Source organism: Ruegeria sp. BHSA191, assembly GCF_059613325.1.
The window spans coordinates 71172-98023 of sequence record NZ_JBXWSH010000015.1 but is presented as its reverse complement, the minus strand read 5'-3'; the positions used below and the strand labels follow the sequence as shown (position 1 = coordinate 98023).

Annotated in this window: 26 protein-coding genes and 1 riboswitch; of the genes, 15 read left to right on the top strand and 11 right to left on the bottom strand. The window is 64.1% G+C overall.

Annotation, left to right across the window (positions count from 1 at the left end):
* Positions 1 to 175, top strand: a 175-nt coding sequence (locus AC2FNS_RS14415) for a L,D-transpeptidase family protein (RefSeq protein ID WP_496803897.1), incomplete at its 5' end; no start/stop codon positions are given.
* On the opposite strand, the gene AC2FNS_RS14410 is transcribed toward AC2FNS_RS14415, so the two are convergent.
* From AC2FNS_RS14410 to cysQ, 7 genes are all read right to left on the bottom strand, one after another.
* A complete protein-coding gene (locus tag AC2FNS_RS14410) occupies positions 159 to 1604 on the bottom strand; it encodes a nodulation protein NodH (RefSeq protein ID WP_496711009.1) in 1446 nt (481 codons plus the stop codon). The two genes, AC2FNS_RS14415 and AC2FNS_RS14410, sit on opposite strands and share 17 nt — an antisense overlap.
* A 6-nt stretch (positions 1605 to 1610) precedes the next feature.
* The gene (locus tag AC2FNS_RS14405) at positions 1611 to 3314 is read right to left on the bottom strand and encodes a DUF5927 domain-containing protein (RefSeq protein ID WP_496803896.1); all 1704 of its coding nucleotides are present in this window, start codon (positions 3312 to 3314) and stop codon (positions 1611 to 1613) included.
* On the bottom strand, positions 3311 to 4297 hold the full coding sequence (locus tag AC2FNS_RS14400) for a glycosyltransferase family 2 protein (protein WP_496711008.1): 987 nt from the start codon (positions 4295 to 4297) through the stop codon (positions 3311 to 3313). Before AC2FNS_RS14400 ends, AC2FNS_RS14405 begins: the two co-directional genes overlap by 4 nt.
* A 184-nt stretch (positions 4298 to 4481) precedes the next feature.
* Positions 4482 to 5525 (bottom strand): glycosyltransferase family 2 protein, encoded by a 1044-nt coding sequence (locus AC2FNS_RS14395; protein WP_496711066.1) that lies wholly within the window; start codon positions 5523 to 5525, stop codon positions 4482 to 4484.
* A 7-nt stretch (positions 5526 to 5532) separates the two neighbouring features.
* Positions 5533 to 6516 (bottom strand): UDP-glucose 4-epimerase GalE, encoded by a 984-nt coding sequence (gene galE, locus AC2FNS_RS14390; protein WP_496711007.1) that lies wholly within the window; start codon positions 6514 to 6516, stop codon positions 5533 to 5535.
* A 73-nt stretch (positions 6517 to 6589) separates the two neighbouring features.
* Positions 6590 to 7390, bottom strand: coding sequence for a 3-deoxy-manno-octulosonate cytidylyltransferase family protein (locus AC2FNS_RS14385; protein WP_496681572.1), 801 nt, complete (start codon positions 7388 to 7390; stop codon positions 6590 to 6592).
* On the bottom strand, positions 7390 to 8187 hold the full coding sequence (gene cysQ / locus AC2FNS_RS14380) for a 3'(2'),5'-bisphosphate nucleotidase CysQ (protein WP_496711006.1): 798 nt from the start codon (positions 8185 to 8187) through the stop codon (positions 7390 to 7392). The genes AC2FNS_RS14385 and cysQ overlap by 1 nt, the downstream gene beginning before the upstream one ends.
* Before the next feature lie 122 nt (positions 8188 to 8309).
* On the opposite strand from cysQ, the gene AC2FNS_RS14375 reads away from it, so the two are divergent.
* A complete protein-coding gene (locus tag AC2FNS_RS14375) occupies positions 8310 to 9131 on the top strand; it encodes an ABC transporter permease (protein ID WP_496681567.1) in 822 nt (273 codons plus the stop codon).
* On the opposite strand, the gene AC2FNS_RS14370 is transcribed toward AC2FNS_RS14375, so the two are convergent.
* Positions 9128 to 9730, bottom strand: a complete 603-nt coding sequence (locus AC2FNS_RS14370) for an alpha-ketoglutarate-dependent dioxygenase AlkB family protein (protein WP_496711005.1) — start codon at positions 9728 to 9730, stop codon at positions 9128 to 9130. The two genes, AC2FNS_RS14375 and AC2FNS_RS14370, sit on opposite strands and share 4 nt — an antisense overlap.
* A gap of 214 nt (positions 9731 to 9944) precedes the next feature.
* Here AC2FNS_RS14370 and dnaK point away from each other — a divergent pair, with 214 nt between their 5' ends.
* From dnaK to radC, 13 genes are all read left to right on the top strand, one after another.
* Positions 9945 to 11852, top strand: coding sequence for a molecular chaperone DnaK (gene dnaK / locus AC2FNS_RS14365; RefSeq protein WP_496797659.1), 1908 nt, complete (start codon positions 9945 to 9947; stop codon positions 11850 to 11852).
* Between the two features lie 75 nt (positions 11853 to 11927).
* Positions 11928 to 13067 (top strand): molecular chaperone DnaJ, encoded by a 1140-nt coding sequence (gene dnaJ / locus AC2FNS_RS14360; protein WP_496681560.1) that lies wholly within the window; start codon positions 11928 to 11930, stop codon positions 13065 to 13067.
* Positions 13068 to 13191: 124 nt separating this feature from the next.
* Positions 13192 to 13296: riboswitch (TPP riboswitch) on the top strand.
* A 44-nt stretch (positions 13297 to 13340) separates the two neighbouring features.
* Positions 13341 to 14144: a bifunctional hydroxymethylpyrimidine kinase/phosphomethylpyrimidine kinase gene (gene thiD, locus AC2FNS_RS14355; RefSeq protein WP_496711003.1), complete on the top strand. Its 804-nt coding sequence runs from the start codon at positions 13341 to 13343 to the stop codon at positions 14142 to 14144.
* A complete protein-coding gene (locus AC2FNS_RS14350; protein WP_496711002.1) occupies positions 14141 to 15118 on the top strand; it encodes an FAD-dependent oxidoreductase in 978 nt (325 codons plus the stop codon). Before thiD ends, AC2FNS_RS14350 begins: the two co-directional genes overlap by 4 nt.
* A complete protein-coding gene (gene thiS, locus AC2FNS_RS14345; protein ID WP_170342698.1) occupies positions 15102 to 15296 on the top strand; it encodes a sulfur carrier protein ThiS in 195 nt (64 codons plus the stop codon). Before AC2FNS_RS14350 ends, thiS begins: the two co-directional genes overlap by 17 nt.
* 2 nt (positions 15297 to 15298) lie before the next feature.
* Positions 15299 to 16069 (top strand): thiazole synthase, encoded by a 771-nt coding sequence (locus AC2FNS_RS14340; protein ID WP_496711001.1) that lies wholly within the window; start codon positions 15299 to 15301, stop codon positions 16067 to 16069.
* Complete coding sequence (locus tag AC2FNS_RS14335; RefSeq protein WP_496681045.1) at positions 16066 to 16662, top strand: thiamine phosphate synthase; 597 nt, start codon at positions 16066 to 16068, stop codon at positions 16660 to 16662. Before AC2FNS_RS14340 ends, AC2FNS_RS14335 begins: the two co-directional genes overlap by 4 nt.
* Complete coding sequence (locus AC2FNS_RS14330) at positions 16659 to 17621, top strand: ThiF family adenylyltransferase (protein ID WP_496803895.1); 963 nt, start codon at positions 16659 to 16661, stop codon at positions 17619 to 17621. Before AC2FNS_RS14335 ends, AC2FNS_RS14330 begins: the two co-directional genes overlap by 4 nt.
* A 20-nt stretch (positions 17622 to 17641) precedes the next feature.
* Positions 17642 to 18577: an ABC transporter substrate-binding protein gene (locus AC2FNS_RS14325; RefSeq protein WP_496710999.1), complete on the top strand. Its 936-nt coding sequence runs from the start codon at positions 17642 to 17644 to the stop codon at positions 18575 to 18577.
* Complete coding sequence (tenA, locus tag AC2FNS_RS14320) at positions 18574 to 19248, top strand: thiaminase II (RefSeq protein WP_496710998.1); 675 nt, start codon at positions 18574 to 18576, stop codon at positions 19246 to 19248. Before AC2FNS_RS14325 ends, tenA begins: the two co-directional genes overlap by 4 nt.
* Positions 19245 to 19973, top strand: coding sequence for an ABC transporter ATP-binding protein (locus AC2FNS_RS14315; protein ID WP_496710997.1), 729 nt, complete (start codon positions 19245 to 19247; stop codon positions 19971 to 19973). Before tenA ends, AC2FNS_RS14315 begins: the two co-directional genes overlap by 4 nt.
* Positions 19970 to 20704, top strand: coding sequence for an ABC transporter permease (locus AC2FNS_RS14310; RefSeq protein WP_496710996.1), 735 nt, complete (start codon positions 19970 to 19972; stop codon positions 20702 to 20704). Before AC2FNS_RS14315 ends, AC2FNS_RS14310 begins: the two co-directional genes overlap by 4 nt.
* Before the next feature lie 36 nt (positions 20705 to 20740).
* Positions 20741 to 21496 (top strand): RadC family protein, encoded by a 756-nt coding sequence (gene radC / locus AC2FNS_RS14305; RefSeq protein WP_170457055.1) that lies wholly within the window; start codon positions 20741 to 20743, stop codon positions 21494 to 21496.
* A gap of 3 nt (positions 21497 to 21499) precedes the next feature.
* Here radC and AC2FNS_RS14300 read toward each other — a convergent pair whose 3' ends face one another.
* The 3 genes from AC2FNS_RS14300 to secA form a co-directional block, all read right to left on the bottom strand.
* Positions 21500 to 23056 carry a phosphate ABC transporter substrate-binding/OmpA family protein gene (locus AC2FNS_RS14300; RefSeq protein ID WP_496710995.1) on the bottom strand — a complete coding sequence of 519 codons (1557 nt, stop codon included), beginning with the start codon at positions 23054 to 23056 and terminating at the stop codon, positions 21500 to 21502.
* Between the two features lie 24 nt (positions 23057 to 23080).
* Entirely contained in the window at positions 23081 to 23977 is an 897-nt protein-coding gene (locus tag AC2FNS_RS14295; RefSeq protein WP_496797769.1) for a hypothetical protein, read from the bottom strand.
* 106 nt (positions 23978 to 24083) lie between these two features.
* On the bottom strand, positions 24084 to 26789 hold the full coding sequence (secA, locus tag AC2FNS_RS14290; protein ID WP_496710994.1) for a preprotein translocase subunit SecA: 2706 nt from the start codon (positions 26787 to 26789) through the stop codon (positions 24084 to 24086).
* Positions 26790 to 26852: the final 63 nt, after the last annotated feature.

The following is a 26852-nucleotide window of genomic DNA, read 5'->3' as shown; positions in this document are numbered from 1 at the left end:
GGTCGATCCCGGCGGCGACATCTTCATCCACGGCCAGCCGAACCTGCGCAAAGAGCGCAAGCGCGCGAAAAAGACCCCGGACTGGACCGCAGGCTGCATCGCCGTCAAGAATGACGAGATCGAAGAGATCTATGCCATGGTCAAGCCCGGCACGGTCATCACGCTGCGTCCGTGACCGGCCGCCAGTCGCCGAAACCGAACTGGACATAGTCGCGCTGATAGGCATCGGCCGCCAGCGCCTCGAGCCGGGCATCGTAGATCTGTTCCAGCCTGTAGGGCGCATCCGGCTCTAACGGGGGCGGCGCGGGCGGTGCGCCGTGGCCAAACCTGCGCGCAAGATCCGGCAGGGCGGTTGCCATCTCATCCTCGCGCAGGATCAGGTCAGGCTGGGCGAAGGCGGCGATGCCCTCCAGCACCTGCGCCTGGCTGCACCACAGCCCATCCACCCGGATCGGGGTCTGCCCCGCGAGGTTCAGCTTCAGAAACTCCAGAAACGCGGCAAAGGCCGTATGATGCTGATCCAGCGTATAATTCTGTTCGCGCAGCTGCCCCGGAATGGGCAGTTTGAACCGATTGCGCAGCGTGGCGCGGATGGCGGCATAGCTGCCCGGCCCGGTGGCAAGGATCTTGTTGCAGAATGTAGTATGGGCGCGGGCCAGCGGGTGTCGCAGCACGGTGAATTTGCGATGCCCCGGGCGCGTCTTCATCCAGCGGCGCACCTGTTGCTGGTTGCGCCGGGTCAGCAGCCCGTCGGGCGGGCAGCCGTCCAGCGCGGCAAGCCAGTGGGTCACCGCCTGCTCGGGTCCGCCGCGCACCGGCAGATATATCAGCGGCGTGTCCGGAGCCGCGACATAGCGGGGCACGCCGGGGCCGCGGCGCGGTTCGAAACTTGGTGGGCGGTGCAGGTTGAACCAATCGGTGTCGCGCAGCGCCTGTTGCATTTCCTCGGGGTTCGAGACCTTGGACAGGGCGGGTGCCGGATTCTGCGGTTTTAGGTCGGGGGCCAGCCGATCCAGCCGCGCAGCCACACCCAGCCAGGCGGCCAGCCCGTTCAGAACCTCCAGATCCGACAGGTCGTCATATCCGATGTGGAAAGCAACCTGTCCGGTGCGTTGCAGGTGGTTCAAGACCGCAAGGCGATGCTCCTGTCTCCGGTCCAGATAGTCGGCGAATTCCTGCGGATCGAAGGGCACCGTCGCATCGCGCCGCTGTTTCACGTTGGTCAGCTTCCACTGCTGGGTGGCGCGGGCGATCTTCAACGAGATGTAGCTGTCCAGCGGGTTGCGGGTCAGGATGATTTTGGCGCAGCGCGGATCGTCCAGCGCCAGCGCTAGCGCGCGCGGGTCGTGCGACGGAAAAAACCGGAACCCGTGCAGGCCGCCCGGTGCCCTGCGCACGGCCTGGATCACCGCGGCGGGGTCCTGGTCGCGCTGGTCGATGGAGAAACCCAGAACATGGGTCTCTTTCGGGTACCCGATAAAATGCGGGTTGAACAGCTCGCCATGGCAGGTCACGCCGTCCAGCGCGTTCAAATGCGTCTCGAGCAGGTTCGAGCCGGTGCGCATGTCGGCCAGGATGATGAAATGGTCAAACGGGCTGGGCATTCTGGATCATTGCACCAGATAGGGCTTGTGATAAGGCCGGGTCTGGCCGCCGAACACGTCGTCGACCGGAAAATCCCCCATCAGGAAGGGGTGCATGCCTTGGTTCTTTAGGTTCTGCAGGAATTTTCCGAACCCGGTCAGATCGACCATCCTGGGCGCTTCGATCAGGTGGCCCGGCTGCGACACGCCCATCTCGTCGATGACGGTCTGCAGATGCTCGATCGGGGATTCGAGGAATTCTGCCATCGACCAGATTCGCACCCGTGCCTTGGTCCAGACGGAATCGAGCACCTCGAGCTGCTCGCTCTCGATCTTCTGCAGCCGCGCGGCCTGGGCGCGGATTTCCCCGAAATTCTGGTTCGACCGGAAAAGGGGCACCGCCCAGGCGCCGGAAACGACCGAAACCTGCGCGTTCTTGTCCCGCGCCAGGAACCAGTTGATCTTTTGCGTATCGGCGGGGCCGAACTGAAAGCACTGCCGCTCGCCGCGGGTGTTCCAGATCAGGTTCGACAGAAAGGCGGTTGGGTTGTAGTCACGCAGCGTCGCGCTGTCGCTGAGCGCGCCGTTGATGAGGGTTTCCCGGCCTGCGAACTCGGCCCGCTCGGGTGCGAACAGATGGCCATGGACCCGCGCGCCGGTGGTGTTTGACAGCCAGTCCTCGAAATCGACGAACAGCTCCGAAAATCCCTGAAACACCGAATAGGGGAACGCGGTCAACCCGTTCTCGCTGCCGTGGCGGGGAAAGCGGCTTTGCATGTACAGCCCGTCGCGTCCGCGGGTGCGACGCTCGACCGCGCGGGAAAACACCCGGTCGATCTTGCCCGGATTGGGTTCGGCAGGTTTCAGCGCGCCGGGCTGGTCGGACAGGAACGCCTGGTACAGCCGGTCGGCTTGTGGCCAGATTTTGCGGGCGACGAAACAGTCGGACCGGCGCAGCAGCTGCAGGTGATCGTCATAGAAGATGTGCGGCCGGCCCTGGTAGTCGAATTTAGACAGGGTCAGCGAACGGCTTTCGATCTGAGTGGAATACAGCCGCGCCAGTGTCTGGAAATAGCTTTCATCCGGAATCCAGACATGCCGGAAATAGCGATCGTAAATCGGGCGTTTCGGGTCCTGCAGGATCGCTGACAGCGTCTGGCGGGTCAGGCACCACCACTGGCTGCCCATGTGGGGCACCAACCCGTCGGGGATTCGCCGCCGGTAGCCGACTGCGCGTTGCAGCTTTACGAACCGGTCGAACAGCTTGCGGTGCTTGCGCCACGAGAACGGAAACCGCAGCGTGAACCGCTCGGCATCCAGCCCGCCCACGGTCCAGCTGACATCGGCGGTGGTGGCGCTTTCGATGAAGTCCGCGCGCGGCCGGTCAGCCAGATAGTCGATCAGGTCCTGCACCGGGCGCAGCGGCAGGCACGCGCCCGAGGACAGAAAGACGTGACGCACGCCCGGGAAGCGGTCCAGCATCAGTTCCGCGGCCGTCTGGGTGGCCGCCACGATCCCCCAGCCGCCCCAGTGACAGACATGGCGGTCACAGAACACGATCAGCGGATCATCGGCGCAGGCCGACACGAAATCGTCATGCACCTGTCGGGCGACCTTGCGATCGACATGGATCACCACAGGGCACCCCGCAGCCGTCCAGTGCCGGGCCACCTGTTCGGCCCGGCCCAGCGCGGTATGGACCAGCATGATGATGCCCAAGCTGCCATTCATGCCCAGTTCCCCTTGGACATCAGGCCCAGAATCTCGAGCTGGCGCCAGTTGATGTATTTCTCGGACCATTTGCACCAGAAGACAGGCCGGTTTTCCAGCTCGGCCAGATAGGCCTTGTATTCCGCCGACCCGCGATAGTGCTGGCCCCGCCGCAGCTCTTCCTGCACCTTGGTGCCCAGGGTGTCGATCAGCTTGGCATGCAGCAAGGCGCCGCTGGCCTTTTCTCCGCCCCATTCGTCATAGACCTGGTTCAGGCCGCGCGGCAGCAAGGCATGGGTCGAACTGACATAGACATATCGCCGGTCCCATCTGACCAGCGGGATCTTGTTCAGGGCCGGGGCCTTTTCCGGCCGGTCCCGGAAGAACATGCGCGCGCGCGGGCCACCCTGGATCCAGAGGTTGCCGTATACGGGGTTTTTGCTGATCACATAGTTGCCCGAGTCGAACCAGGGCGCGATTTCGAACGGGTCCTGACCTTCGTGATACGGGGCCTCCTGGATCGGGCCTTCGGGGTACATGTCCAGCAGCATGGTGCCGAAGCTGCGCACCCCGGTGCCGTCCAGCCAGTCGGTCAGCGCGCGCAGCGGGCGCGTGTCGCAGAAGGGATAGACGAAGAACTCATCCGGATCGACGGTCAGGACCCAGTGGCCATGCGCGTATCGGCGCAGCAGGTGGTTGGACCAGTCAACCCCGAATGTGGCCCGGCGATAGCTGGCCGCCGTATGCCAGACCGAGACGTCGGGCTGCTGTGCCAGGTATTCCAGCGTGCCGTCATCGCTGTCATTGTCCACGAACAGAAAGTGGTCGATGCCCAGCTTTCGGTAGTAGGACAGGAACCAGGGCAGGCGGATCTTTTCGTTGCGCACCACGCTCATCAACAGGATGTCGTCCGAGCGGATCTGGCGGGTCTTGTCCTGAACGGGTTTCAGATCGCGGCCGCGGCGGGCGCAACGCAACAGACGGCGCTTGCGCCGCAGTCTCATCCGATAGGAATCCAAAAGGCTCACGCGACTGCCCAACCTTTTTCCTTACGCGAGCATGCCCGGGGCTGGTTGCGGCCAGAGTGGTGCCGGGCAATGACGTTTTATGACATTTTCGCACCTTACAAGGCAATCTATTTAAATGGCGTTATCCAGACAGGGGTTTTCCGGGTGCGGAGTTCCCCCTTCAGCGCCAGCCGCCCGAAGACATCAGCCCCAACGCCTGCAGATGCACCCAGCCCGCAAAGCGCTCGGAATGGGTGGTCCACAAGTCGGGCCTGGCGATGATGCCATCATAGTATGGCCCGAATTGGTCGGGATCGTGAAAATGCTGGCGCCTGCGCTTTTCCTCCTGCGATTTGGCGACGACCTGCGGCAGGAACTTGGTGTGCAGCATCACCCCCGAAGGCGCCTCGCCCCCCGGCCCGTCATAGGCATGGTTCAGATGTCGGGGCAGCGCCGAGTGGCAGGAATTCACATAGGCGAACCGGCGGTTCCACTTGACCAAGGGGATCTTGTTCAACGTCGGCGCCCGCTCGGGCCGGTCGGCAAAGAAAACCCGGTCACGCACCCCGCCTTGCACCCACAGATTGCCCAGCGGCTGTTGCCGCCGCACGCGATAGGGGCCGGGGTCGAACCAGGGCAGGGTCTCGGTCGGGTCGGTATCGGGGTCGTGCGTCTGGCTGCCCAGCGGTCCCTTGGGATAAAGGTCGAGCATCAGCGCGCCGAAAGCCAGCTGCCCGTTTCCGTCCAGCCATCGGGTCAGGTCATGCAGGGTGCGGCTGTCGTGATGGGCATAGATCAGCAGTTCGTCGGCATCCACCATCAGGGTCCAGTGGCCATGGCCATAGCGCATCTGCAACCAGGTCAGCCAGTCCAGCCCGAACCGCGCCTCGCGATAGCTGGCCCCGGTCTGCCACAGCGAAACGTCCGGCTGGTTGAGCAGGTAGGTGACCGAGCCGTCATCGCTGCCGTTGTCGACCATCAGGAAATGATCGACCCCCAGCCGGCGATAGTGGCGCAGGAACCAAGGAAGGCGCTCCATCTCGTTGCGTAGGGTGGTAAAGGCCAGAATGTCGGTGGGCGCGATCAGCCGGGTCTTGTCCGAAACCGGCGTCAGCGCGTGGCGGCTGCGGAAGGACCGCCACAACAGGCGCTTGCGTTTCAGGCGCAGGCGGTATCTGCGAATCCAGCCCGGGGCGTTTTCGTCATGATGGTGCGCGGCGCCCATGGCACGATCACTTTTCGTAATGGCCATTCTGATGCCAGCGCCAGGCATCGGCGATCATCACTTCCAGCCGCGACCGTTTGGGCCGCCAGCCCAGTTCGGCCTCGGCCCGGGTCGAGCCTGAAACCAGCTTGGTGCAGTCGCCCGCCCGGCGCGGACCGACATTGAAGGGCACCTCGCGGTTGGTCACGCTGTGCGACTGCGCGATCACCTCTTTTACTGAAAACCCGGTGCCGGTGCCCAGATTGAACACCCGGCTGCCCTTGCCCTGTTCCAGCCAGCGCAGGCCCAGCACATGCGCATCCACCAGGTCGCAGACATGGACATAGTCGCGGATGCAGGTGCCGTCGGGCGTGTCGTAATCGGTGCCATAGACGGTCAGCGCATCGCGCTTGCCGTCGATCGCGTCCAATAGCAGCGGAACCAGATGGGTCTCGGGGCGGTGGAACTCGCCCACGTCGCCGTCAGGGTCGGCACCGGCCACGTTGAAATAGCGAAAGATCACGTGGTTCAGCCCGTGCGCCTGTTCGAAATCGCGCAGGATGTCCTCGATCGCGCGTTTCGAGGCGCCATAGGCGTTCAGCGGGTGTTGCGGCGTGGTTTCGTCCAGCACCACGTTGTCCTGGTCGCCATAGGTTGCGCAGGTGGACGAGAAAACGAAATCCAGGCAACCGGCGGCCACGGCCGCCTCGATCAGGTTCAGTGATCCGGTGACGTTGTTGCGCCAGTACCGGCCCGGCTCGCTCATGGCTTCGCCGACCTGGCTGAGCGCGGCGAAATGCATCACCGCCGCCGGTTGGTACTTGGCAAAGACCTGATCCAGCCGCGCGCGGTCCAGCAGATCGCCCTGTTCGAACGGGCCGAATTTCACCGCATCCTGCCAGCCGGTTACAAGGTTGTCATAGGTCACGGGCACATAGCCCGCCTGCGCCAGCGCCTTGCAGGCATGAGATCCGATATATCCGGCACCGCCGGTCACGAGTATGTTTGTCATCCGTGGTCCTGCCGAATGTCTGCCGCTCATGGGCTAATTGCTGCGCTGCCCGCGCGGAACGGGGAATCTGCGCCTATTCCAACCCCATCGCGGCCATCATACTTTCGATTTTGGCCACGTCCTGCGGATTGTTCAACTCCCAGAACTGGCGGCCTTTTGCCTCGACCTCGACACACAGAACCTTGCGTCCGTTTTCCATGAACCGCAGCTGTTCCAGCCCCTCGAGCCGTTCCAGCGGCCCGACCGGCCAACCCGGATAGGCGGCCAGCGCGTCGGGGCGGTAGGCATAGACGCCCACATGATGGAACACCGGCGTCGGATCCGACCCGGCATAGGTGTCGGCGGTGAAGGGGATCACTTCCTTCGAGAAATAGAGCGCGCTGTGATCGGTCGCGAAGACGGCCGTGGTGCCGCCCACCCGGCCGTGCCTGCGGTCGTTCAGCAGCCCGTTCAGCGCCTCGCCGTCGCACCGCAGCACCGGCGTGGCCACGCCGGCCTCAGGCGCAGCGCGCAGGCCATTGACCAAATCCTCGATGAACCAATGCGGAGTCAGGGGGGCGTCGCCTTGCAGGTTGACCACGATCTCGTATCCGCCGCCCAGCCTGTCATGCGCCTCGGCGCAGCGTTCGGTGCCGTTGGCGCAGCTTTCTGAGGTCATCACCACCTCGGCGCCAAAGCCCTCGGCCGCAGCGCGGATGCGGTCGTCATCGGTGGCCACCACCACCCTGTCGACGCCCGAGACCGACATGGCCGCGCGCCAGGACCGCTCGATAAGGGTCATGGGCTTTCCCGTTGCGCCGGTCAGCGGCACCAGCGGTTTGCCCGGATAGCGGGTCGAGGCATAGCGGGCGGGGATCGCGATCAGAACCGACATCAGGCCTCCTTGAGTTCGACGCCCGGGGCATAGGCAATAAAGAACGGGTTGGCATAACCCTCCTTGCCGTAGGTCAGCGGCGTGTGGTCGTCGAAACGCACCACATGGCCCCCGGCTCCGGCCAGCACCGCGTGGCCTGCGGCGGTGTCCCACTCCATGGTTCGCCCGACACGCGGATAGAGGTCGGCTTCGCCCGTGGCCACCAGGCAGAATTTCAGCGACGAGCCCGCCGACTTGCTGTCTTTGACCTGGTATTTGTTGATGTAGTCATCCGTGGCCTGATCGCGATGCGATTTCGAGGCCACCACCAAAAGCGCCGAATTATCCGAATTAGAGACTGAAATCGGCGTGACCTCGCCCGGTTTGTCCTTGTCCAAGGCGCCGGTCTCCTCGACCGAGCGGCCATCGGCCAGGGTATAGAACATACGCCCGCGGGCCGGGGCATAGACCACGCCGCGGGTGGGCACGCCGTTTTCGACCAGCGCGATGTTCACGGTGAAATCCCCGCGCCGGTTGATGAATTCCTTGGTGCCGTCCAGCGGATCGACGATTAGAAAGGTGTCGCCTTGCTGGCTGTGCGACGCGGCCTGTTCCTCGGTCACCAGCAGGATGTCGGGGAAGGCGGCGCGCAGCCCGGCCGAGATCAGCGCATCGGCGGCTTCGTCAGCTTCGGTCACTGGGCTGGAATCGGATTTGACCTTCACGTCAAAATCATCGGCATCGTAGATCTCCATGATCTTGTCGCCCGCTTCCAGGGCCAGGCGTCTGATCACGGGGATGAGGTCGTCATAGGTCACAAAAATGCTCCGTTTCCATGGTTTGTTGATCCGAAAACCTGACGAACTTATGCTGTGCCGGATACGGAACGGCAAGGAATTCGTGCCAGGCTGTCGGAACAAACCCGGGAAAGAGCGTTCGAGTGTTCTATTACAAGCGCAGCAGCAGCCTGCTTGGCAGCGCCTTCACCACGGCGGAACTGGTGTTCCACGCCGTCGTGCGCAACATCCGCTCGCAGCACAGCAACGCCGTTCTGGCCATCGTGATGAACATCCTGCAGGTCGTGCTGCTGGCCAGCGTATTCTACCTGATCATGTCTTTCATGGGTGCCCGGGTGGCCAAGATCCGCGGCGAGTTCATCCTGTACCTGCTGTCGGGCATTTTCCTGTTCATGACCCATATCAAGGCGGTGGGCGCGATCGCCTCGTTGGGGGGCACCAACAACCCGATGATGCTGCATTCGCCGATGAACATGATGGTTCTGCTGCTGGCGGCGGCTTTCGGCGCGCTGTATACGCAGATCGTGTCGATCCTGGTGATCCTGTTCGTCTACAGCGTGGCGGTTACCCCGATCGAGATGCAGGACCCCGGCGGCGCCTTCGCGATGTTGGTGCTGGCTTGGTACACGGGCTGTTCCGTGGGGCTGGTGTTCATGGCGCTCAAGCCGTGGCTGCCGACGGTGTCCCTGATGCTCAGCAACGTCTATCGGCGGTTGAACATGGTGTTTTCCGGCAAGATGTTCGTCGCCAACGCGTTGGGCGGCTATTTGCTGGCGATGTTTGCCTGGAACCCGCTGTTCCATGCGATCGATCAGTGCCGCGGGTTCATCTTTCGCAACTATTTCCCGCGCAACACCAGCTGGGAATATGCGCTTTGGGTCGGCATCGCGCTGATGATGATCGGCCTGCTGGGTGAATTCTATACACGCAAGCACATCTCGAAAAGCTGGGACGCCCGGCGCTAGGTCGCCACGCGCAGGGTCAGGTTGATGCGGCCACCCCGGGGCAGCAGGCGCGACGACCCGAACCGGATCCGGTCGATTCCGTGATAGGCCAGCCGTGCGGGGCCGCCCATGACCACCACGTCGCCCGAGTTCAGCCACACGGATTCGGTTTTTCCGCCGCGGGTGGTGTTGCCGATGCGGAACAGAGCGTCATCCCCCAATGAGATTGACAAGACCGGCCACGAGAAATCGGCCTCGTCCCTGTCCTGGTGCAGGCCCATGCGGGCGCCTTCGCCGTAATAGTTGATCAGGCAGCAGTCCGGGTCGCGGTCCAGCGCGGTCACCTCGCGCCAGATGGTCAGGATCGGCTGCGGGATGTCCGGCCAGGGCATGCCTTTGGGGTGCGCGCCCTGGTAGCGGTATCCGCGGCCGTCCGACACCCAGCCCAACGGCCCGGCCGAGGTCATGCGCACCGACATCTTGCGCCCCGAGGCCGTGCTGGGATGAAACAGCGGCGCGGCTTTCAGAACCGGTCGCAAGGCGTCGACCAGCTGTTGCTGGGCGGCGCCGTCCAGATGGCCTTTTCTGATGTCGAATCCTCGTAAATTCAGGCGAGTCACGGCAGAAACCTCATTCCTTTCGAAATCCTTGCCAAAAAAGGCCCAAGATTCCCGAAAACCTGCATTTCACAGTGCTTGCAGGCCTTGGGCCTCGCCCTTATATACGCCGGGACGCGCGAGGGTGTAGTGCCACCGCGCCCAACAGATCGGGGCTGGGATGCCATAACGGGTTCTGGCCTCGGGACATCGCCTTGAAAAGAAAGGGATCGAAATAATGGGAAAAGTAATCGGGATTGACCTCGGGACCACCAACTCGTGCGTGGCCATCATGGACGGCTCGCAGCCGAAGGTCATCGAAAACGCAGAAGGGGCGCGGACCACGCCCTCGATCGTCGCCTTCACCGAGAATGAGCGACTGGTCGGACAGCCGGCAAAACGCCAGGCGGTCACCAACCCTGAAAACACGATTTTCGGCGTCAAGCGCCTGATCGGCCGCCGGGTCGACGACCCCGAGGTCGAAAAAGACAAGAAGATGGTGCCCTATCGCATCATCGACGGCGGCAACGGCGACGCATGGGTCGAAGCCCGCGGCGAAAAGTACTCCCCAAGCCAGATTTCGGCTTTCATCCTGGGCAAGATGAAGGAAACCGCCGAAAGCTACTTGGGTGAGGAAGTCACGCAGGCCGTCATCACCGTTCCGGCCTATTTCAACGACGCCCAGCGTCAGGCCACCAAGGATGCCGGCAAGATCGCCGGCCTGGAAGTGCTGCGGATCATCAATGAGCCGACCGCCGCCGCGCTGGCCTATGGCCTGGACAAGAAAGACAGCCAGACCATCGCGGTCTATGACCTTGGCGGTGGTACTTTCGACGTGACCATCCTGGAAATCGACGACGGCCTGTTCGAGGTCAAATCGACCAACGGTGACACCTTCCTGGGTGGTGAAGACTTTGACATGCGCATCGTCAACTACTTGGCCGACGAGTTCAAAAAGGAACACGGCGTCGACCTGAGCCAGGACAAGATGGCGCTGCAGCGACTGAAGGAAGCTGCCGAAAAGGCCAAGATCGAGCTCAGCTCGACGACCCAGACCGAGATCAACCAGCCGTTCATCTCGATGGGCTCGAACGGCCAGCCGCTGCACATGGTCATGAAACTGACCCGCGCCAAGCTGGAATCGCTGGTCGGTGACCTGATCAAGAAATCGCTCAAGCCGTGCCAGGCCGCTCTGAAAGACGCCGGCATCTCGGCCAGCGACGTGGACGAGGTGGTTCTGGTCGGTGGTATGACCCGGATGCCGAAGGTCATCGAAGAGGTGACCAAGTTCTTCGGCAAAGAGCCCCACAAGGGCGTGAACCCTGATGAAGTCGTGGCCATGGGTGCTGCTATCCAAGCCGGCGTTCTACAAGGCGACGTCAAGGACGTGGTCCTGCTGGACGTGACCCCGCTGTCGCTGGGCATCGAAACCCTGGGCGGCGTGTTCACCCGTCTGATCGACCGCAACACCACGATCCCGACCAAGAAGTCTCAGGTATTCTCGACCGCCGAGGACAACCAGAACGCGGTGACCATCCGGGTGTTCCAGGGTGAACGCGAAATGGCGGCCGACAACAAGCTGCTGGGTCAGTTCAACCTTGAAGACATCCCGCCGGCTCCGCGCGGCATGCCTCAGATCGAGGTGACTTTCGACATCGACGCCAACGGCATCGTCTCGGTTTCGGCCAAGGACAAAGGCACCGGCAAAGAGCAGAAGATCACCATCCAGGCTTCGGGCGGTCTGTCGGAAGAAGACATCGAACGGATGGTCAAGGATGCTGAAGAGAACGCCGAGGCCGACCGCAAGCGCAAGGAGCTGGTCGAGGCCAAGAACCAAGCCGAAAGCCTGATCCATGCGACCGAGAAATCGATCGAGGAGCATGGCGACAAGGTCGATCCGTCGACCATCGAGGCGATCGAACTGGCCGTGGCCGCGCTTAAGGACGAATTGGAATCGGACAATGCCGACAAGATCAAGTCGGGCATCCAGAACGTGACCGAAGCGTCCATGAAGCTGGGCGAGGCGATCTACAAGGCGCAGTCTGAAGAGGCCAGCGAAGAACCGACCGCCGCCGATGCGGGCCCCGGCGATGACGACATCGTCGATGCCGAGTTCGAAGATCTGGACGATGACAAGCGCACCTAACGGCTAACCGGGCCAGTTCGGGCCGGTCCGGATACCGGGCCGGCCCGTTTTACGTTGAGGCAGAAGGAAACACCGATGTCAAAACGCTGCTACTACGAAGTGCTCGGCGTATCCAAGGGCGCTTCGGCGGAAGAGATCAAGAAGGCCTTTCGCCGAAAGGCGAAGGAGCTGCATCCCGACCGCAACAAGGACAACCCAGAGGCCGAGGCGCTGTTCAAAGAGGCCAACGAGGCCTATGACATCCTGCGCGATGCCGACAAGAAAGCCGCTTATGACCGGTTCGGTCACGCGGCCTTTGAGAACGGCACCGGCGGTGCGCGCCCGGGTGGCGGTTTTGGCTCGGGCGATTTTTCCAGCGCCTTTTCCGACGTGTTCGACGATCTGTTCGGCGATTTCATGGGCGGCCGGCAGGGCGGTGGGCGCCGGGCCGCGCGGGGGTCCGACCTGCGCTACAATCTGCGCGTGACCTTGGAAGAGGCCTACTCGGGGCTGCAGAAAACCATCAACGTGCCGACCGCCGTGGCCTGTTCGTCCTGCGAAGGCACCGGCGCCGAAGGCGGGGTCGAACCCACCACCTGCCCGACCTGTTCGGGCATGGGTAAGGTGCGCGCGCAACAGGGCTTTTTCACCGTCGAGCGCAGTTGCCCGACCTGTGCGGGCCTGGGCCAGATCATCAAGAACCCCTGCAAATCCTGCCACGGCTCGGGTCGGGTCGAGAAGGAACGCGCGCTGTCGGTCAACATTCCAGCAGGTGTCGAAACCGGAACCCGCATCCGCCTGGCGGGCGAAGGCGAAGCCGGCATGCGCGGCGGTCCTCCGGGCGACCTCTACATCTTTGTCGAGGTGACGCCGCACAAGCTTTTCGAGCGGGATGGCATGAACCTGTATTGCCGGGTGCCGGTCAGCATGGCCAAGGCGGCGCTGGGCGGCTCGATCGAGGTGCCCACCATCGACGGTGGCCGCGGACGGGTGCAGATTCCGGCCGGCAGCCAGTCGGGCCGGCAGATGCGTCTGCGCGGCAAGGGCATGCCTGCGCTGAGGGGCGGCGGTGTCGGTGACATGTTCATCGAACTGGCGGTCGAGACCCCGGTCAACCTGACCGCGCGGCAGAAAGAACTGCTGAAGGAGTTTGACGAGCTGGGCGAAGACAACCACCCGGAATCCAAGAGCTTCTTCTCATCCGTCAAATCCTTCTGGGAGCGGATGCAAAGCTGATCCCAGTGTTTCAGACAGCCAAGGGCCGGCGAAACATCGCCGGCCTTTTTCGTTCTGAGTCCAGTTTGGTCCGAAACTGCGCGGAATTGGCCCTTGATTCCTCGCCCCAGCCTTGAGAATGTTCGCCCAACCGTTGGGGTGCCCCGAACCCGGGGCTGAGAGGCGCGCGAGCCAACCCATCGAACCTGATCCGGGCAATACCGGCGGAGGGAACGGTCTAAAACACTCAGACGTTTTCCAAGCCCCGTTGCCCAAGATGAATGGAGCAACGAGATGGCGCATATCGCTTTGACCATCGCGGGATCCGACAGCGGCGGAGGGGCCGGCATTCAGGCCGACCTCAAGGCGATGTCGGCGCTGGGTGTGTTCGGTGCCAGTGTCATCACCGCCGTCACCGCCCAGAACACGCAGGCGGTCACCGCCGTACATGGCATCCCGCTGGACATGATCGCCGCGCAGATCGATGCGGTTCTGTCCGATCTGGACGTGCGCGCGGTCAAGATCGGCATGTTGGCCACGCCCGAAATCATCCAGACCGTCGCCGACGGTCTGTCCGGCTTTACCGGGCCCATCGTGCTGGACCCGGTGATGATCGCCAAATCGGGCGATGCCCTGCTGGCGCGTGAGGCGGTGCAGACGTTGCGCGAGGTGCTGCTGCCCCGCGCCACCGTCCTGACCCCGAACCTGCCCGAGGCGGCCTGCCTGCTGGATCAGATGGTTGCGGAGACCACAGACGAGATGACCGCGCAAGGCCATGCCCTGTGCGATCTGGGTGCGGGCGCGGTTCTGATGAAGGGCGGGCATGGCAAGGGCGATGTCTGCCGGGATCTGCTGGTGTCTCCGGACGGGGTCGTTGCTCAGTTCGAGGCCCCGCGCGTGAACACCAAAAACACCCACGGCACGGGTTGCACCCTGTCCTCGTCCATCGCGGCGGGATTGGCCAAGGGGCTGGGGCTGGCGGATGCCGCGGCGCAGGCACATTCCTATCTACAGGGCGCAATTGCGGCGGCGGACGGTCTTGCAGTCGGGCACGGGCATGGCCCCGTTCACCATTTCTATCGGGTTTGGGAGTCGTGACGGTCTGGTCCGTCATAGGTGCCGGGGTGGCCGGTCTGGCCGTGGCCTCGGAACTGGTCGCGCGGGGTGCGCAGGTACGGGTGTTTGACCCCGGCGGGCCTCCTGGGCCACATGGCTGTTCGTGGTGGGCCGGTGGCATGTTGGCGCCCTGGTGCGAATATGAGAATGCCGAGGAACCCGTGCTGCGACTGGGGCAACAGGCCATCGATTGGTGGGCAGCCCGCACTCCGGTCACGCGGCAAGGAACGCTGGTTGTGGCCAACATGCGAGACCTGCCCGACCTGCGCCGATTTGCCCGCCGGACTGAGGGGTTCACGCAGGTCGATCAAGCGAAAATTGCTGAATTAGAGACTGATTTGCACGGTTTTTCCCAAGGCCTGTTCTTCGCAGACGAGGCCCATCTGGATCCTCGCCGCGCGCTGCAGGACCTGTATCGCGGCCTTCAGGACAAGGGCGTCGCATTCCATCGCAAGCTGGCTCCGTCGCGGCTGGACAACGCCATCGACTGCCGTGGCCTGCACGCGCGCGACATCCTTCACGACCTGCGCGGCGTGAAGGGGGAAATGCTGGTGATCCGCTGCCCCGACGTGACGCTGACCCGTCCCGTGCGGCTTCTACATCCTCGGATGCCGCTCTATGTCGTGCCGCGGGGCGAGGGCGTCTACATGCTGGGCGCCACGATGATCGAATCCGAGGACAGCAGCCGCATCACCGCGCGCTCGATACTGGAACTGCTCAGCGCGGCCTATGCGCTTAACCCGGCCTTCGGCGAGGCCGAGGTGCTGGAAATCGGGGTCGATCTGCGCCCGGCCTTTCCCGACAACCTGCCGCGCATCCGCCGGCTGGGGCGGACGATCTATGCCAATGGCCTCTATCGCCACGGCTACCTGCTGGCCCCGGCCTTGGCCCGGGGCGTGGCCGATCTGGCGCTCGAGAACACACATTCGGAGATGGTCGATGAAGATCGTGCTTAATGGCGAACCGCGCGAGGTGCGCGCCGAAACCCTTGGTGAATTGCTGGCGGAATGCGGCTTTTCCGGCCGCGTCGCCACCGCGGTGAACGAGGAATTCGTGCCCTCCAGCCTGCGCATCGCGCACAAACTGGCCGAGGGCGACCGGGTCGAAGTTGTTGCACCGATGCAGGGGGGCTGAGGATGAAAACGTTTTACGGCACCGAACTGCCCAACCCGCTGATGCTGGGCACCGCGCAATATCCCAGCCCGGCGATCCTGGAACAGGCCTTCCGGACCAGCGGTGCGGGCGTGGCCACGGTGTCATTGCGGCGCGAGGGCGCGGGCGGGGCGGGTCAGGCGTTCTGGTCGATGATCCGCGATCTGGGCGTGCTGATCCTGCCCAACACCGCCGGCTGTCACACGGTCAAAGAGGCCGTCACCACCGCCCACATGGCGCGCGAGGTGTTCGACACACCGTGGATCAAGCTGGAACTGATCGGTCACACCGACAGCCTGCAGCCCGACGTGTTCCAACTGGTCGAGGCCGCGCGCATTCTGACCGACGAGGGGTTCCAGGTGTTTCCCTACACCACCGAAGACCTGATCGTGGCCGAGCGTCTGCTGGCCGCTGGATGTCAGGTTCTGATGCCCTGGGGCGCGCCGATCGGGTCGGGGCGGGGTTTGAACAACGAATACGCCCTGCGCGCGATGCGGGCCGAGTTTCCCGACGTGCCGTTGGTGGTGGATGCGGGCATCGGCCTGCCCAGCCACGCCGCCCACGCGATGGAGCTGGGCTATGACGCGGTTCTGTTGAACACCGCCGTTGCCCGCGCGGGCGATCCGGTGGCGATGGCGCAGGCCATGGCGCTGGCGGTGCGGGCCGGGCAATTGGCGCATCAGGCCGACCCGATCGAGCCGCGCGACATGGCCGAACCCTCGACCCCCGTGATCGGAAAGGCCTTTCTGTCATGACGCTCGACCGCTTTTATCCGATCTTCGATCACACCGACTGGCTGCGGCGGATGCTGCCCCTGGGCGTGAAGTTGGTGCAGCTGCGCATCAAGGATCAGCCCGACGCGGTGGTGCGCGCGGAGATCGCCACCGCGCAGGCCCTGTGCCGCGACCACGGCGCGGTGCTGGTGGTGAACGACTATTGGCAGGCCGCCATCGACGCAGGCTGCGATTGGATCCACCTGGGGCAGGAGGACTTGGACGACGCCGATCTGCCTGCCATCCGCAAGGCCGGGCTGAAACTGGGCGTATCCACGCATGACGATGACGAGCTTGAACGCGTGTTGTCGATGGACCCGGACTATGTGGCACTGGGGCCGGTCTATCCGACCATCCTGAAAAAGATGAAATGGCACCAACAGGGCCTGCCGCGCGTGACCGAGTGGAAACGGCGCGTGGGTGACATCCCTCTGGTCGGCATCGGCGGTATGAGCGTCGAGCGCGCGCCGGGCGTGTTTCAGGCCGGGGCCGACATCGTCTCGGCCGTGACCGACATCACCCTGAACGCCGACCCCGAAGCGCGGGTGCGCCAGTGGATCGAGGTCACGCGATGAGCCGCTATGCCCGCCAGATGATCCTGCCCGAGGTCGGGGCCGAGGGGCAGAACCGCCTTGCCCGCGCGCGGGTTTTGGTCGTCGGCGCCGGCGGGCTTGCCGCGCCCGTGCTTCCGCTGCTGGTCGGGGCTGGGGTGGGGCATCTGACCATCGTCGATCCCGATACGGTGGACCTGTCGAACCTGCATCGCCAGACGCTGTTTGCCGAGTCCGATTGCGGCCGCCCCAAGGCCGAAGCGGCCGCCGAACGCTGCCGGGCACTGAACAGCGAGATTACCGTTGCAGCGCGAAAACAGACTCTAACGCCTGCAAATGCCGCTGAATTGGTGGCCGAGGCCGATTTGGTTCTGGACTGCGCGGACAGTTACGCGGCCAGCTATACGTTGTCGGATACCTGCCTGGCGCAGGGCAAGCCGCTGATCAGCGCCTCGGTTTTGGGCCTGTCGGGGTATGTCGGCGGGTTCTGCGGCCGTGCGCCCTCCTTGCGCGCGGTTTTTCCCGACGCGCCGGACAGTGGCGCCAGTTGTGCCACCGCGGGCGTTCTAGGCCCGGTCATAGCGATGATCGGCGCGATGCAGGCGCAGATGGCGCTGGGCGTGATCCTGGGCCTCGAGCCTTCGCCGTTGGGCCAAATGGTGCAGGTGGACGGGCGCAGCTGGATCAGCAGCGGCTTCCGCTTTGACACCGCGCCGGAACCGGACGGCCATTTCCCCTTTGTTGCTCCCTCGCAACTGACCCCGAACGACCTGGTTGTCGATCTGCGCAGCGTCGATGAGGCCCCCCAGCCGATTCACCCTAACGCTCGCCGATTGACGGTCGAAGCGCTGAAAATAGATCCTAACAAAGGAAAATCGCTGGCCCTCTGCTGTGCCACCGGGCTGCGCGCCTGGCGCGCGGCAGAGGAACTCCACCCCCATTGGCCCGGCCGGATCGTTCTGGTCGCCGCCGCAACGTCGTGAAGCAAAAGGAAACGCAGACCATGAAGAAACTGATCGCCGCCCTTGCCTTGCTGGCCGCCGCGCCCGCCTGGGCGCAGGACAAGATGACCATTCTGCTGGACTGGTTCGTGAACCCCGACCACGGGCCGATCATCGTGGCGCAGGAAAACGGCTATTTCGCCGAACAGGGGCTTGAGGTCGAAATCGTTCCGCCCGCCGATCCGTCCGCCCCGCCGCGCCTTGTGGCCGCCGGTCAGGCCGATTTGGCCGTGTCCTACCAGCCGCAGCTGCACCTGCAGATCCACGAGGGCCTGCCGCTGAAACGGGTCGGGACGCTGGTCGCCACGCCGCTGAACTGCCTTCTGGTGCTCGAGGATGGCCCGATCAACACGCTGGCCGATCTCAAGGGCAAGAAGATCGGCTTTTCGGTTGCCGGTGTCGAAGAGGCGATCCTGACCGCGATGCTGAACGCGCATGGCGTGTCGCTGGACGATATCGAGATGATCAACGTCAACTTCTCGCTGTCGCCGTCGCTGATGACCGGGCAGGTGGACGCCGTGATCGGCGCCTTCCGTAATTTCGAACTGAACCAGATGGATATCGAGGGCGTCCCGGGCCGCTGCTTCTACATCGAGGAAGAAGGCGTGCCGCCCTATGACGAGTTGATCTATGTTGCCAACCCCGAAACGATGGACAAGGACATGATTGCCCGCTTCCTGGCCGCCACTGAGAAGGCCACGCAGTATATCGTGAACAATCCGGAAAAAAGCTGGGAGATCTTCGCCGCCACCTCGCCCGAGTTGCAGGACGAGCTGAACGCCCGCGCCTGGGTCGATACCCTGCCGCGTTTCGCACTGCGCCCGGCGGGATTCGATGCCGGCCGCTATGCCCGGTTCGAGGCCTTTCTGAAAGAGTCCGGCATGATCGACAGTATCAACCCGGTCAGCGACATCACCATCGACGTGACCGCGCAATGAGCGAGTACGGCAAAGCCTTCGCACTGATGCGCGACGCGGCGCACGGGCCGTGGCGGGACTATACCCGCCACGCCTTTGTCGAGGGACTGAAGGACGGCACCCTGCCGCGCGCGGCGTTCCTGCATTACCTGCGGCAGGATTACGTGTTCCTGATCCACTTCTCGCGCGCCTGGGCGCTGGCGGTGGTGAAATCGGAAACCCATGCCGAGATGCTGACGGCCGTGGCCACCGTCAATGCGCTGGTGGCCGAAGAGATGCAGTTGCATATCGGCATCTGCGAGGCCGAGGGCATCAGCCAGGACGAGCTGTTCGCCACCCCCGAACGCCCCGAGAACCTGGCCTATACCCGCTATGTGCTCGAGGCCGGCTACAGCGGTGATCTGCTGGACCTGTTGGCGGCGCTGGCGCCCTGCGTGATGGGATATGGCGAGATCGGCACCTGGCTGGCGGCCGAGGCGACCTCGGACACCTATCGCGATTGGATCGACGCCTATTCCAGCAGTGAATATCAGGAAGCCTGTCAGGCTGTGGGTGAACTGCTGGATTCCGCTCTGATACGGCGACTTGGGGCGGATTTCCGTACCACACCGCGTTGGGATCGCCTGTGCCAGACCTTCCGCACCGCGACCGAGCTCGAGGTGAATTTCTGGCAGATGGGTCTGACCCCATGACCCCGCCCCCCGATCTGATCCTCAGCGGACAGGCCAGCATCGACGGCGCGCAGCTGTTCGCGCCGCTGACCCTGTCGCTGAAGGCCGGGCAGTGGACCTGTCTGCTGGGCGGATCGGGGGTCGGCAAGACCACGGTTCTGCGCCTGATCGCCGGGTTGGCGACGGGGGCCGAGTTCACCGGCGAGATCCGCGCCAGCGACGGACTGCCTGTGGCCGAGCGTGTCGCCTACATGGCGCAGGACGACCTGCTGCTGCCCTGGGCCACGGTCGCGCAGAACGTGGCGCTGGGCGCGCGGCTGCGCGGCGAACGGGTCGATCACGACCGCCGCGCCCGGCTGATCGAACGAATGCGGCTGCAGGACCACATGACCAAGAAGCCCTCGGAACTGTCCGGCGGGCAGCGTCAGCGCGTGGCGCTGGCCCGCACCCTGATGGAGGACAAGCCGATCATCCTGCTGGACGAGCCGTTCTCGGCGCTGGATGCGCGCACCCGTGCAGACATGCAGGACCTGGCCGCCGAGGTGTTGCAGGGCCGCACCGTTCTGCTGGTCACCCACGATCCGGCCGAGGCCGCGCGTTTGGGTCAGTCGATCATGGTGATGACGCGACACGGCCTGACCCCATGCCAGCCGCCCCATGCGGCAGTACCGCGCCGGGTCGACGATCTGGAAACGCTGGAAACGCAGGGGGCGCTTCTGAAGCTGCTGCGCGAGGAGGTGGCATGAAGACGCTCTCGGCCCTTGCCGCGACGCTGTTTGCGCTGGTCCTCTGGCAGGCGATCGTCACCCTGACCGGCCTGCCGAAATTCATCCTGCCTGGACCGGCGGTGGTGGCCGAGACCTGGTGGCAGAACCGCTGGCTGATCGCCGAGCACACCTGGATCACCGCCATCGAGGTGCTGATCGGCCTGGCCTTTGGAACGGTGCTGGGTGTCATAACGGCGCTGCAGCTGGCCAATTCCCGCGCCGCGCGGGTGCTGGTGCAGCCGATGCTTGTGTTCACCCAGGCACTGCCGGTCTTTGCGCTGGCGCCATTGCTGACCCTGTGGCTGGGCTATGGGCTGTGGTCCAAGGTCGCGATGGCCGTGCTGATCATCTATTTCCCCATCACCGCGTCGTTTTTCGACGGGCTGATGCGCACGCCGCCCGGCTATCTGGACCTGGCCCGCACCATGCAAGCCAGCCCACGCAGCGTGTTGTGGCATATCCGCATCCCGGCAGCGCTGCCCTCGCTGGCCTCGGGGATGCGGCTGGCGGCGGTCTATGCCCCGATCGGGGCCGTGATCGGCGAATGGGTCGGCTCGTCTCAGGGGTTGGGATACCTGATGCTGCTGGCCAATGGCCGCGCCAAGACCGACCTGATGTTCGCCGCGATGCTGACGCTGGGGGTGTTCTCGATCCTGCTGCATCTGGTTGTGCGCCGCGCCACAGCCCGCATGGCCGGTGAGGCGCGTTAACCATTCGGAAACCGATTCTGCGGCAATCATGGGCGCATGACCAAGGACGCCTTTGCCGAAGCCCCATCGCTGTTCGAAAGTGACGAAGCGCCGGTCACGCCGCTGCCCACGGGTCGTCTGCCCTCGTATATCAAGGACCACCGCAAGCGCCTGCGCGAACGGTTCATGTCGGGTGGCGCGGGGGCGATGCCGGATTACGAGCTGCTGGAACTGGTCCTGTTCCGCTCGATCCCCCGGCAGGACGTGAAGCCGCTAGCGCGGCGGTTGCTGGATACGTTCGGTGATTTCAACCGGGTGCTGACCGCCCCGGTCGAGCGTCTGCGCCAGATCAAGGGCGTGGGCGATACCGTCATCACCGACCTCAAGATCCTCGAGGCCTGCGCCCATCGCATGGCCCGCGCCCGGGTGATGCAGCGGCATGTGATCTCCAGCTGGGACGCGTTGCTGGACTATTGCCACACCACCATGGCCCATCGCGAGATCGAGCAGTTCCGCGTGTTCTACCTGGACCGCAAGAACGTGCTGATCGCGGATGAGGAGCAGGCCAAGGGCACCGTCGATCACGTACCCGTCTACCCGCGCGAGGTCGCCAAACGCGCGCTGGAGCTGAACGCCTCGGCGCTGATCTTGGTGCACAACCACCCGTCGGGCGACCCGACGCCGTCGCAGTCGGATATCGACATGACCAACCGCATCAACGATGCCTGCGCCGCACTTGGGCTGACCTTGCACGACCACCTGATCATCGGGAAATCGACCGAACTGAGCTTCCGGTCAGAAGGTTATCTCTAACCGCTAGCGCACCCAGACTTCGACGCGACGGTTGGCCTTGCGGCCCCAGTCGGTGTCGTCGCAGGCCAGGGGCATTGCCTCTCCGAACCCCTCGACCGAGATGTCGACGGAGTCGGGCACCGATGTCTGCACCGCCGCCAGAACCGCGTTGCGCACGGTCTGCGCCCGGCGCAGGGCGATCCGGGCATTGGACTCGGCCGGTCCGTCTCCGTCGCTGAAGCCGACGAAGACCAGCTTGCGCCCGTCATATTGGCCGGCCTCCAGCGCCTGCGCCAATTGCTGGATGTTCGACCGTGACTGTGCGTCCGGCCGCGACGATCCCGGCTCGAACCGGAACGATAGCGACAGGCGCGAGAGGGGGCGCAGGGTTTCGACCATGCGTTGCAGCTCCTGCAGCCCCACTTCGGACCCGCCCGAAGTGATGGCATTGGCCAGCCGGTCCCCCTGCAGCCCGATCTGAACGGCCTCGTGCGATTGGTCGGTGAACCCGGCTTTGCGGATCACCATCTGCGCCTCGGGACCCAGGGCATAGGCCAGAAACTGTCGGGCGATCTTGGGCAGGCGCCGCTGTGGCAGATACAGGAACATCGGTAGGGTCAGGGGGTAGTCCTCGGTCTTGATGGCCGGGCGGGTGGCCCGCATCGCGTGACCGCAGCCCCCCGCCAGCGGCAGGGCGCGCAACCCGCGGACCTGGGCCAAGGTGGCGATTCCGATGGCAAAGGGATCGCGCGCGATGGCCGCGACCAGATCGCTGCCCCGTGCATGGCGGATCGCGGTGTCGGCGGGTTGTGCCTGGGCGGGTTGTAACAGCTGGTCCTGCACGGCCTGCGCCAGGCCTGATCCCGCATCGGGCAGATGCAGGGAAATCGGCGCGTCCGGGCCGCCGAGTTCGGCCCAGTTGGTCACCGCGCCGCTGAACACGCGTGCCAAGTCCGCCGGCGAGATCTGCGTCAACGGATTGTCCGGTGCCACCACCGGCACGAGCGCGTCCAGCGCCACCACCCGCGAGCGGCGCGGCCGGGTCAGGTCGCCAAGACCGGCATCACGGGCCGCGGCGATCTCGGGCGCGCGGATCTCGCGCAGCGCCAAGGCGATGTCGGTTTCATCGGCGATCAGATCGGCAAACGCCTGGCCGGTAGGGGTGGCGTGTAGCGTAAATCGGGCCATGGGCGCATCGCGTCCGGCCCGATGCAGGGCCAGTTGAAACCGGTCGGCGCCAAGGTCGGAGCGTATCAGCATCAGCCCTTCGCGTTCGGCAAAGCCTTCGATCAGCGCAGGAAACAGAGTTTCGGCCATCACCGGGGCGCCCGAAAGGTGCAGTTCGGTGACGAAATCGGTCAGGTTGGGGCAGGCCGGGCCATCGCAGGTCACCCCCGAGCCGTCCACCGTCAGCTCTCCGAACCGGGTCCCGACGCGGTAGAACTCGCCGTCATATCCCAGAAGGGTGCCCGTGATCTCGACCTGACCGTCATGCGAGGTCAGTGTGATGTCTTGTGCCAGGGCGCCCGATACACCCGTGAACAGCGACACCGCCGTCACCGCCGCGCGAAGAAATGTCATTAATCCCGTTGACCCGCCTGCCGATTAGTTTGCGGCGATTTTCAGGTCTTGGAACAGATTATTCAACACCAGAAAATCCTGCCGGCTGTCGCAGGCGGGTAGAACAAGCGACAATTCGCGGGACCGCAGTTCCTGGTCGCTCAGCAGCTCGAGCGATTGCATGCTCAGCTCCTGCCCGCAGTTCGCGGGGGTGATTTCAGCCTCGACGGTCAGAGCGACTGATCCGTCGGTTCCGTTGCCGTTCTTGGGAATCGAGTAGATTTCGACCTTGCGGCCGCCGCCGGTGCCATAGTGCTCCACCCGGCCTGTGCCTTGCGCTTCCGCGTTCGACCAGACATGCCCGGCTTCGCCATACGACGCACCGAATTCCAGCGCATGCAGCTGCAGCTCGGTGCTGCCCGACCATTGAAGGGCCACACGGTCGAATCCGGCGATTTCGGGCACATGGGTGGTGGCCACCGTGCCCAGCTTGTCATCGAACGAGATCAGGAAAATCGCGTACTCGGCCAGAACGGGGATGGTCAGATCCAGCCGCCCGTCCTGATCGGTCTGTCCGGTGAAGACCATGCCGCTGTGCAGCAGTTCGACTGTCTGGTTCGGATGGCATGGCGCCGTCACGACGACATGGGCGGAAGCCAGTGGCACGGTCGTCGCCCGGGCACGCAGCCCGCAATCGGCCGCGGCGGTCGCGTCGGCGGGGGCAGGGCGCGCGGTGTCCGGGGTTGGGGTGTCTCCGGTGGCCGGAGAGGCGGAGGTCAGGACGATGTCCTCGAGCCCGGCGATCATCGTACTTTCGGCAACAGCAGTCTGGCCCGCAGAGGGGGATGCGGCCGACTGCGCCGCCGGGCCGTACTGCATCAGATACCCGATGGCCAGCGCGCACGCGACCGTACCGCCGGTGGTCACATAGTTTCGAATCACGAACAAGACACCCTCCCCAGTTGAAGGAGCAAAGGAGACTGTCGTTAAAGATCGCGGCCAATCTGTGGCCGCGACGCGGAGTCATTGTGTCGGAAATTGGGCCAGGTCAGACCAGCCGGCCATGGCAATGCTTGAACTTCTTGCCCGATCCGCAGGGACATTGATCGTTGCGCGAGGGATTGCCCCAGGTTGACGGGTCGTCCTCGACGAAGCCGGGGCGCGCATCGCCCGAGGCCTTGGCTTCGGCCACCGCTTCGGCCCGTTCGGCGGCCTTCTGGATCTGGGCCTGCTGCGCCTGCATCTGGGCCAGCATCTCGCGCTGCTCTTCCTCGCTCAGCGGGCGCACACGTGCCAGATGTTGGGTCACCGTCTCGCGCATGCCGTCCAGCATGTTCTCGAACAGCTGGAACGCCTCGGTCTTGTATTCGTTCAGCGGGTCGCGCTGGGCATAGCTGCGGAACCCGATGACCGAGCGCAGATGCTCCAGCGTCAGCAGGTGCTCGCGCCATTTGCTGTCGATGGTCTGCAGCAGCACCTGCTTTTCGATGTTGCGCATGTTCTCGGGGCCGAAGGCGACGGCCTTCTGGGCCATCATCTCGTCGGCGGCCTTGATCAGGCGCTCACGGATGGCTTCATCGTCCACGCCTTCTTCGGCGGCCCAGTCCTGAACCGGGGCATCCATGTTCAGCTTGTCCTTGACCGCCGCGTGCAGCCCCTCGGTATCCCATTGGTCGGCATAGCTCTTGGGCGGCATATACTGGTCGATCAGGTCGTCGATCACCTGCTCGCGCATGTCTGACACGATGTCGGATAGATCGTCGGAGGACATGATCTCGCGGCGCTGGCTGAAGATCACCTTGCGCTGATCGTTCATAACGTCGTCGAACTTGAGGACGTTCTTGCGCATGTCGAAGTTGCGGGCTTCGACCTTGGCCTGCGCGCGCTCCAGCGATTTGTTCACCCAAGGGTGCACGATCGCCTCGCCTTCTTTCATGCCCAGCGTGGTCAGAACCTTGTCCAGCCGTTCCGAGCCGAAGATGCGCATCAGGTCGTCTTCCAGGCTGAGGAAGAACACGGTGCGGCCCGGGTCGCCCTGACGGCCCGAGCGGCCGCGCAGCTGGTTGTCGATGCGGCGGCTTTCATGGCGTTCCGAGGCCAGAACGAACAAACCTCCGGCCTCCAGCACCTTCTGCTTTTCCTCGGCGTGGCGAGATTCTTCCCGGGCACGCAGTTCCGCCGGGTCGGCGTCGGGGTTCTCGGCAAGCGCCTGCATCACGCTCATTTCCACATTGCCGCCCAGCTGGATGTCGGTGCCGCGGCCGGCCATGTTGGTGGCGATGGTCACCGCGCCCAGACGTCCGGCCTCGGCCACGATCTGGGCCTCCTGCTCGTGCTGGCGGGCGTTCAGGACGTTGTGCTTGATGCCTTGCTTGGTCAGCATCTGGCTGAGCATCTCGGACTTCTCGATCGAGGTCGTGCCAACCAGAACCGGCTGGCCCTTGGCGTTGGCTTTCTTGATCTCTTCGATCATGGCCGCGTATTTCTCGGCCGCGGTGCGATAGACCTGATCATCCTCGTCCGCGCGAGCGATCGGCTTGTTGGTCGGAATCTCGACAACGCCCAAGCCATAGATCTCGGCGAATTCCTCGGCCTCGGTCAGGGCGGTGCCGGTCATGCCGGCCAGCTTGTCGTACAGGCGGAAATAGTTCTGGAAGGTCACGCTGGCCAGGGTCACGTTCTCGGGCTGGATCGGCACCCCTTCCTTGGCCTCAATCGCCTGGTGCAGACCTTCGGACAGGCGGCGGCCCGGCATCATGCGCCCGGTGAATTCGTCGATCAGAACCACGTTGCCGTCGCGGACGATGTAGTCCTTGTCGCGCTGGAACAGCTTGTGCGCGCGCAGGCCCTGGTTGACGTGGTGCACCACCGTGGTGCTTTCGGGGTCGTACAGCGACTGGCCCTCGGGCAGCAGGCCGCGGGCCTGCAGCTGTTCTTCCAGGAACTCGTTGCCTTCATCTGTGAACGTCACGCTGCGGGATTTTTCGTCGATCGTATAATGATCTTCCTGCAGCTCGGGGATCAGCGCGTCGATGGCGGTGTACAGATCCGACCGGTCCTGCGACGGCCCCGAGATGATCAGCGGCGTGCGCGCCTCGTCGATCAGGATCGAGTCGACCTCGTCCACGATCGCGAAATTGTGGTACTTCTGGTAGACGTCCGCCAGGTCCGACTTCATGTTGTCGCGCAGATAGTCGAAGCCCAGCTCGTTGTTGGTGGCATAGGTGATGTCGCAGGCATAGGCGGCCTTTTTCTCGGCATCGGGCTGACCCGACCAGATCACACCGGTCGTCATGCCGAGGGCGCCGAACACCTTGCCCATCCATTCGGCGTCGCGCTTGGCCAGGTATTCGTTGACCGTGACCACATGCACGCCCTTGCCGGTCAGTGCGTTCAGATAGGCGGGGAAGGTGGCGACCAAAGTCTTGCCTTCGCCCGTTTTCATCTCGGCGATGTTGCCCTGATGCAGGAAGATACCGCCCAGAAGCTGCACGTCGAAGGCCCGCAGACCCAGAGCCCGTTTTGCGCCCTCGCGGACGTTGGCGAAGGCTTCGGGCAGCAGGTCGTCCAGACTCTCTCCCTCCTTGGCGCGTTTGCGCAACTCGTCGGTCTTGGCCTTCAGATCGTGATCCGAGAGCTTCTCGAACTCCGGCTCCAGCGCGTTGATCTTTTCGACCAGCGGGCGGGTTGCCTTGATCTTGCGGTCGTTCGGTGTTCCGAACACCTTTTTGGCAAGCGTACCGAGTCCCAGCATGTTCACTCCAGCGGATCTTTTCTTGTCTTGGTTGCGACAGGCTTGCCCACCTTGCGCGCAACC

Excerpts from the sequence above, each read along its gene's own strand:
- AC2FNS_RS14410 (WP_496711009.1), bottom strand. The coding sequence starts at position 1,604 with ATGCCCAGCCCGTTTGACCATTTCATCATCCTGGCCGACATGCGCACC.
- AC2FNS_RS14405 (WP_496803896.1), bottom strand. The coding sequence starts at position 3,314 with ATGAATGGCAGCTTGGGCATCATCATGCTGGTCCATACCGCGCTGGGC.
- AC2FNS_RS14400 (WP_496711008.1), bottom strand. The coding sequence starts at position 4,297 with ATGAGACTGCGGCGCAAGCGCCGTCTGTTGCGTTGCGCCCGCCGCGGC.
- AC2FNS_RS14395 (WP_496711066.1), bottom strand. The coding sequence starts at position 5,525 with ATGGGCGCCGCGCACCATCATGACGAAAACGCCCCGGGCTGGATTCGC.
- galE (WP_496711007.1), bottom strand. The coding sequence starts at position 6,516 with ATGACAAACATACTCGTGACCGGCGGTGCCGGATATATCGGATCTCAT.
- AC2FNS_RS14385 (WP_496681572.1), bottom strand. The coding sequence starts at position 7,390 with ATGTCGGTTCTGATCGCGATCCCCGCCCGCTATGCCTCGACCCGCTAT.
- dnaK (WP_496797659.1), top strand. The coding sequence starts at position 9,945 with ATGGGAAAAGTAATCGGGATTGACCTCGGGACCACCAACTCGTGCGTG.
- dnaJ (WP_496681560.1), top strand. The coding sequence starts at position 11,928 with ATGTCAAAACGCTGCTACTACGAAGTGCTCGGCGTATCCAAGGGCGCT.
- thiD (WP_496711003.1), top strand. The coding sequence starts at position 13,341 with ATGGCGCATATCGCTTTGACCATCGCGGGATCCGACAGCGGCGGAGGG.
- thiS (WP_170342698.1), top strand. The coding sequence starts at position 15,102 with ATGAAGATCGTGCTTAATGGCGAACCGCGCGAGGTGCGCGCCGAAACC.
- AC2FNS_RS14340 (WP_496711001.1), top strand. The coding sequence starts at position 15,299 with ATGAAAACGTTTTACGGCACCGAACTGCCCAACCCGCTGATGCTGGGC.
- AC2FNS_RS14335 (WP_496681045.1), top strand. The coding sequence starts at position 16,066 with ATGACGCTCGACCGCTTTTATCCGATCTTCGATCACACCGACTGGCTG.
- AC2FNS_RS14330 (WP_496803895.1), top strand. The coding sequence starts at position 16,659 with ATGAGCCGCTATGCCCGCCAGATGATCCTGCCCGAGGTCGGGGCCGAG.
- AC2FNS_RS14325 (WP_496710999.1), top strand. The coding sequence starts at position 17,642 with ATGAAGAAACTGATCGCCGCCCTTGCCTTGCTGGCCGCCGCGCCCGCC.
- tenA (WP_496710998.1), top strand. The coding sequence starts at position 18,574 with ATGAGCGAGTACGGCAAAGCCTTCGCACTGATGCGCGACGCGGCGCAC.
- AC2FNS_RS14315 (WP_496710997.1), top strand. The coding sequence starts at position 19,245 with ATGACCCCGCCCCCCGATCTGATCCTCAGCGGACAGGCCAGCATCGAC.
- AC2FNS_RS14310 (WP_496710996.1), top strand. The coding sequence starts at position 19,970 with ATGAAGACGCTCTCGGCCCTTGCCGCGACGCTGTTTGCGCTGGTCCTC.
- radC (WP_170457055.1), top strand. The coding sequence starts at position 20,741 with ATGACCAAGGACGCCTTTGCCGAAGCCCCATCGCTGTTCGAAAGTGAC.
- AC2FNS_RS14300 (WP_496710995.1), bottom strand. The coding sequence starts at position 23,056 with ATGACATTTCTTCGCGCGGCGGTGACGGCGGTGTCGCTGTTCACGGGT.
- secA (WP_496710994.1), bottom strand. The coding sequence starts at position 26,789 with ATGCTGGGACTCGGTACGCTTGCCAAAAAGGTGTTCGGAACACCGAAC.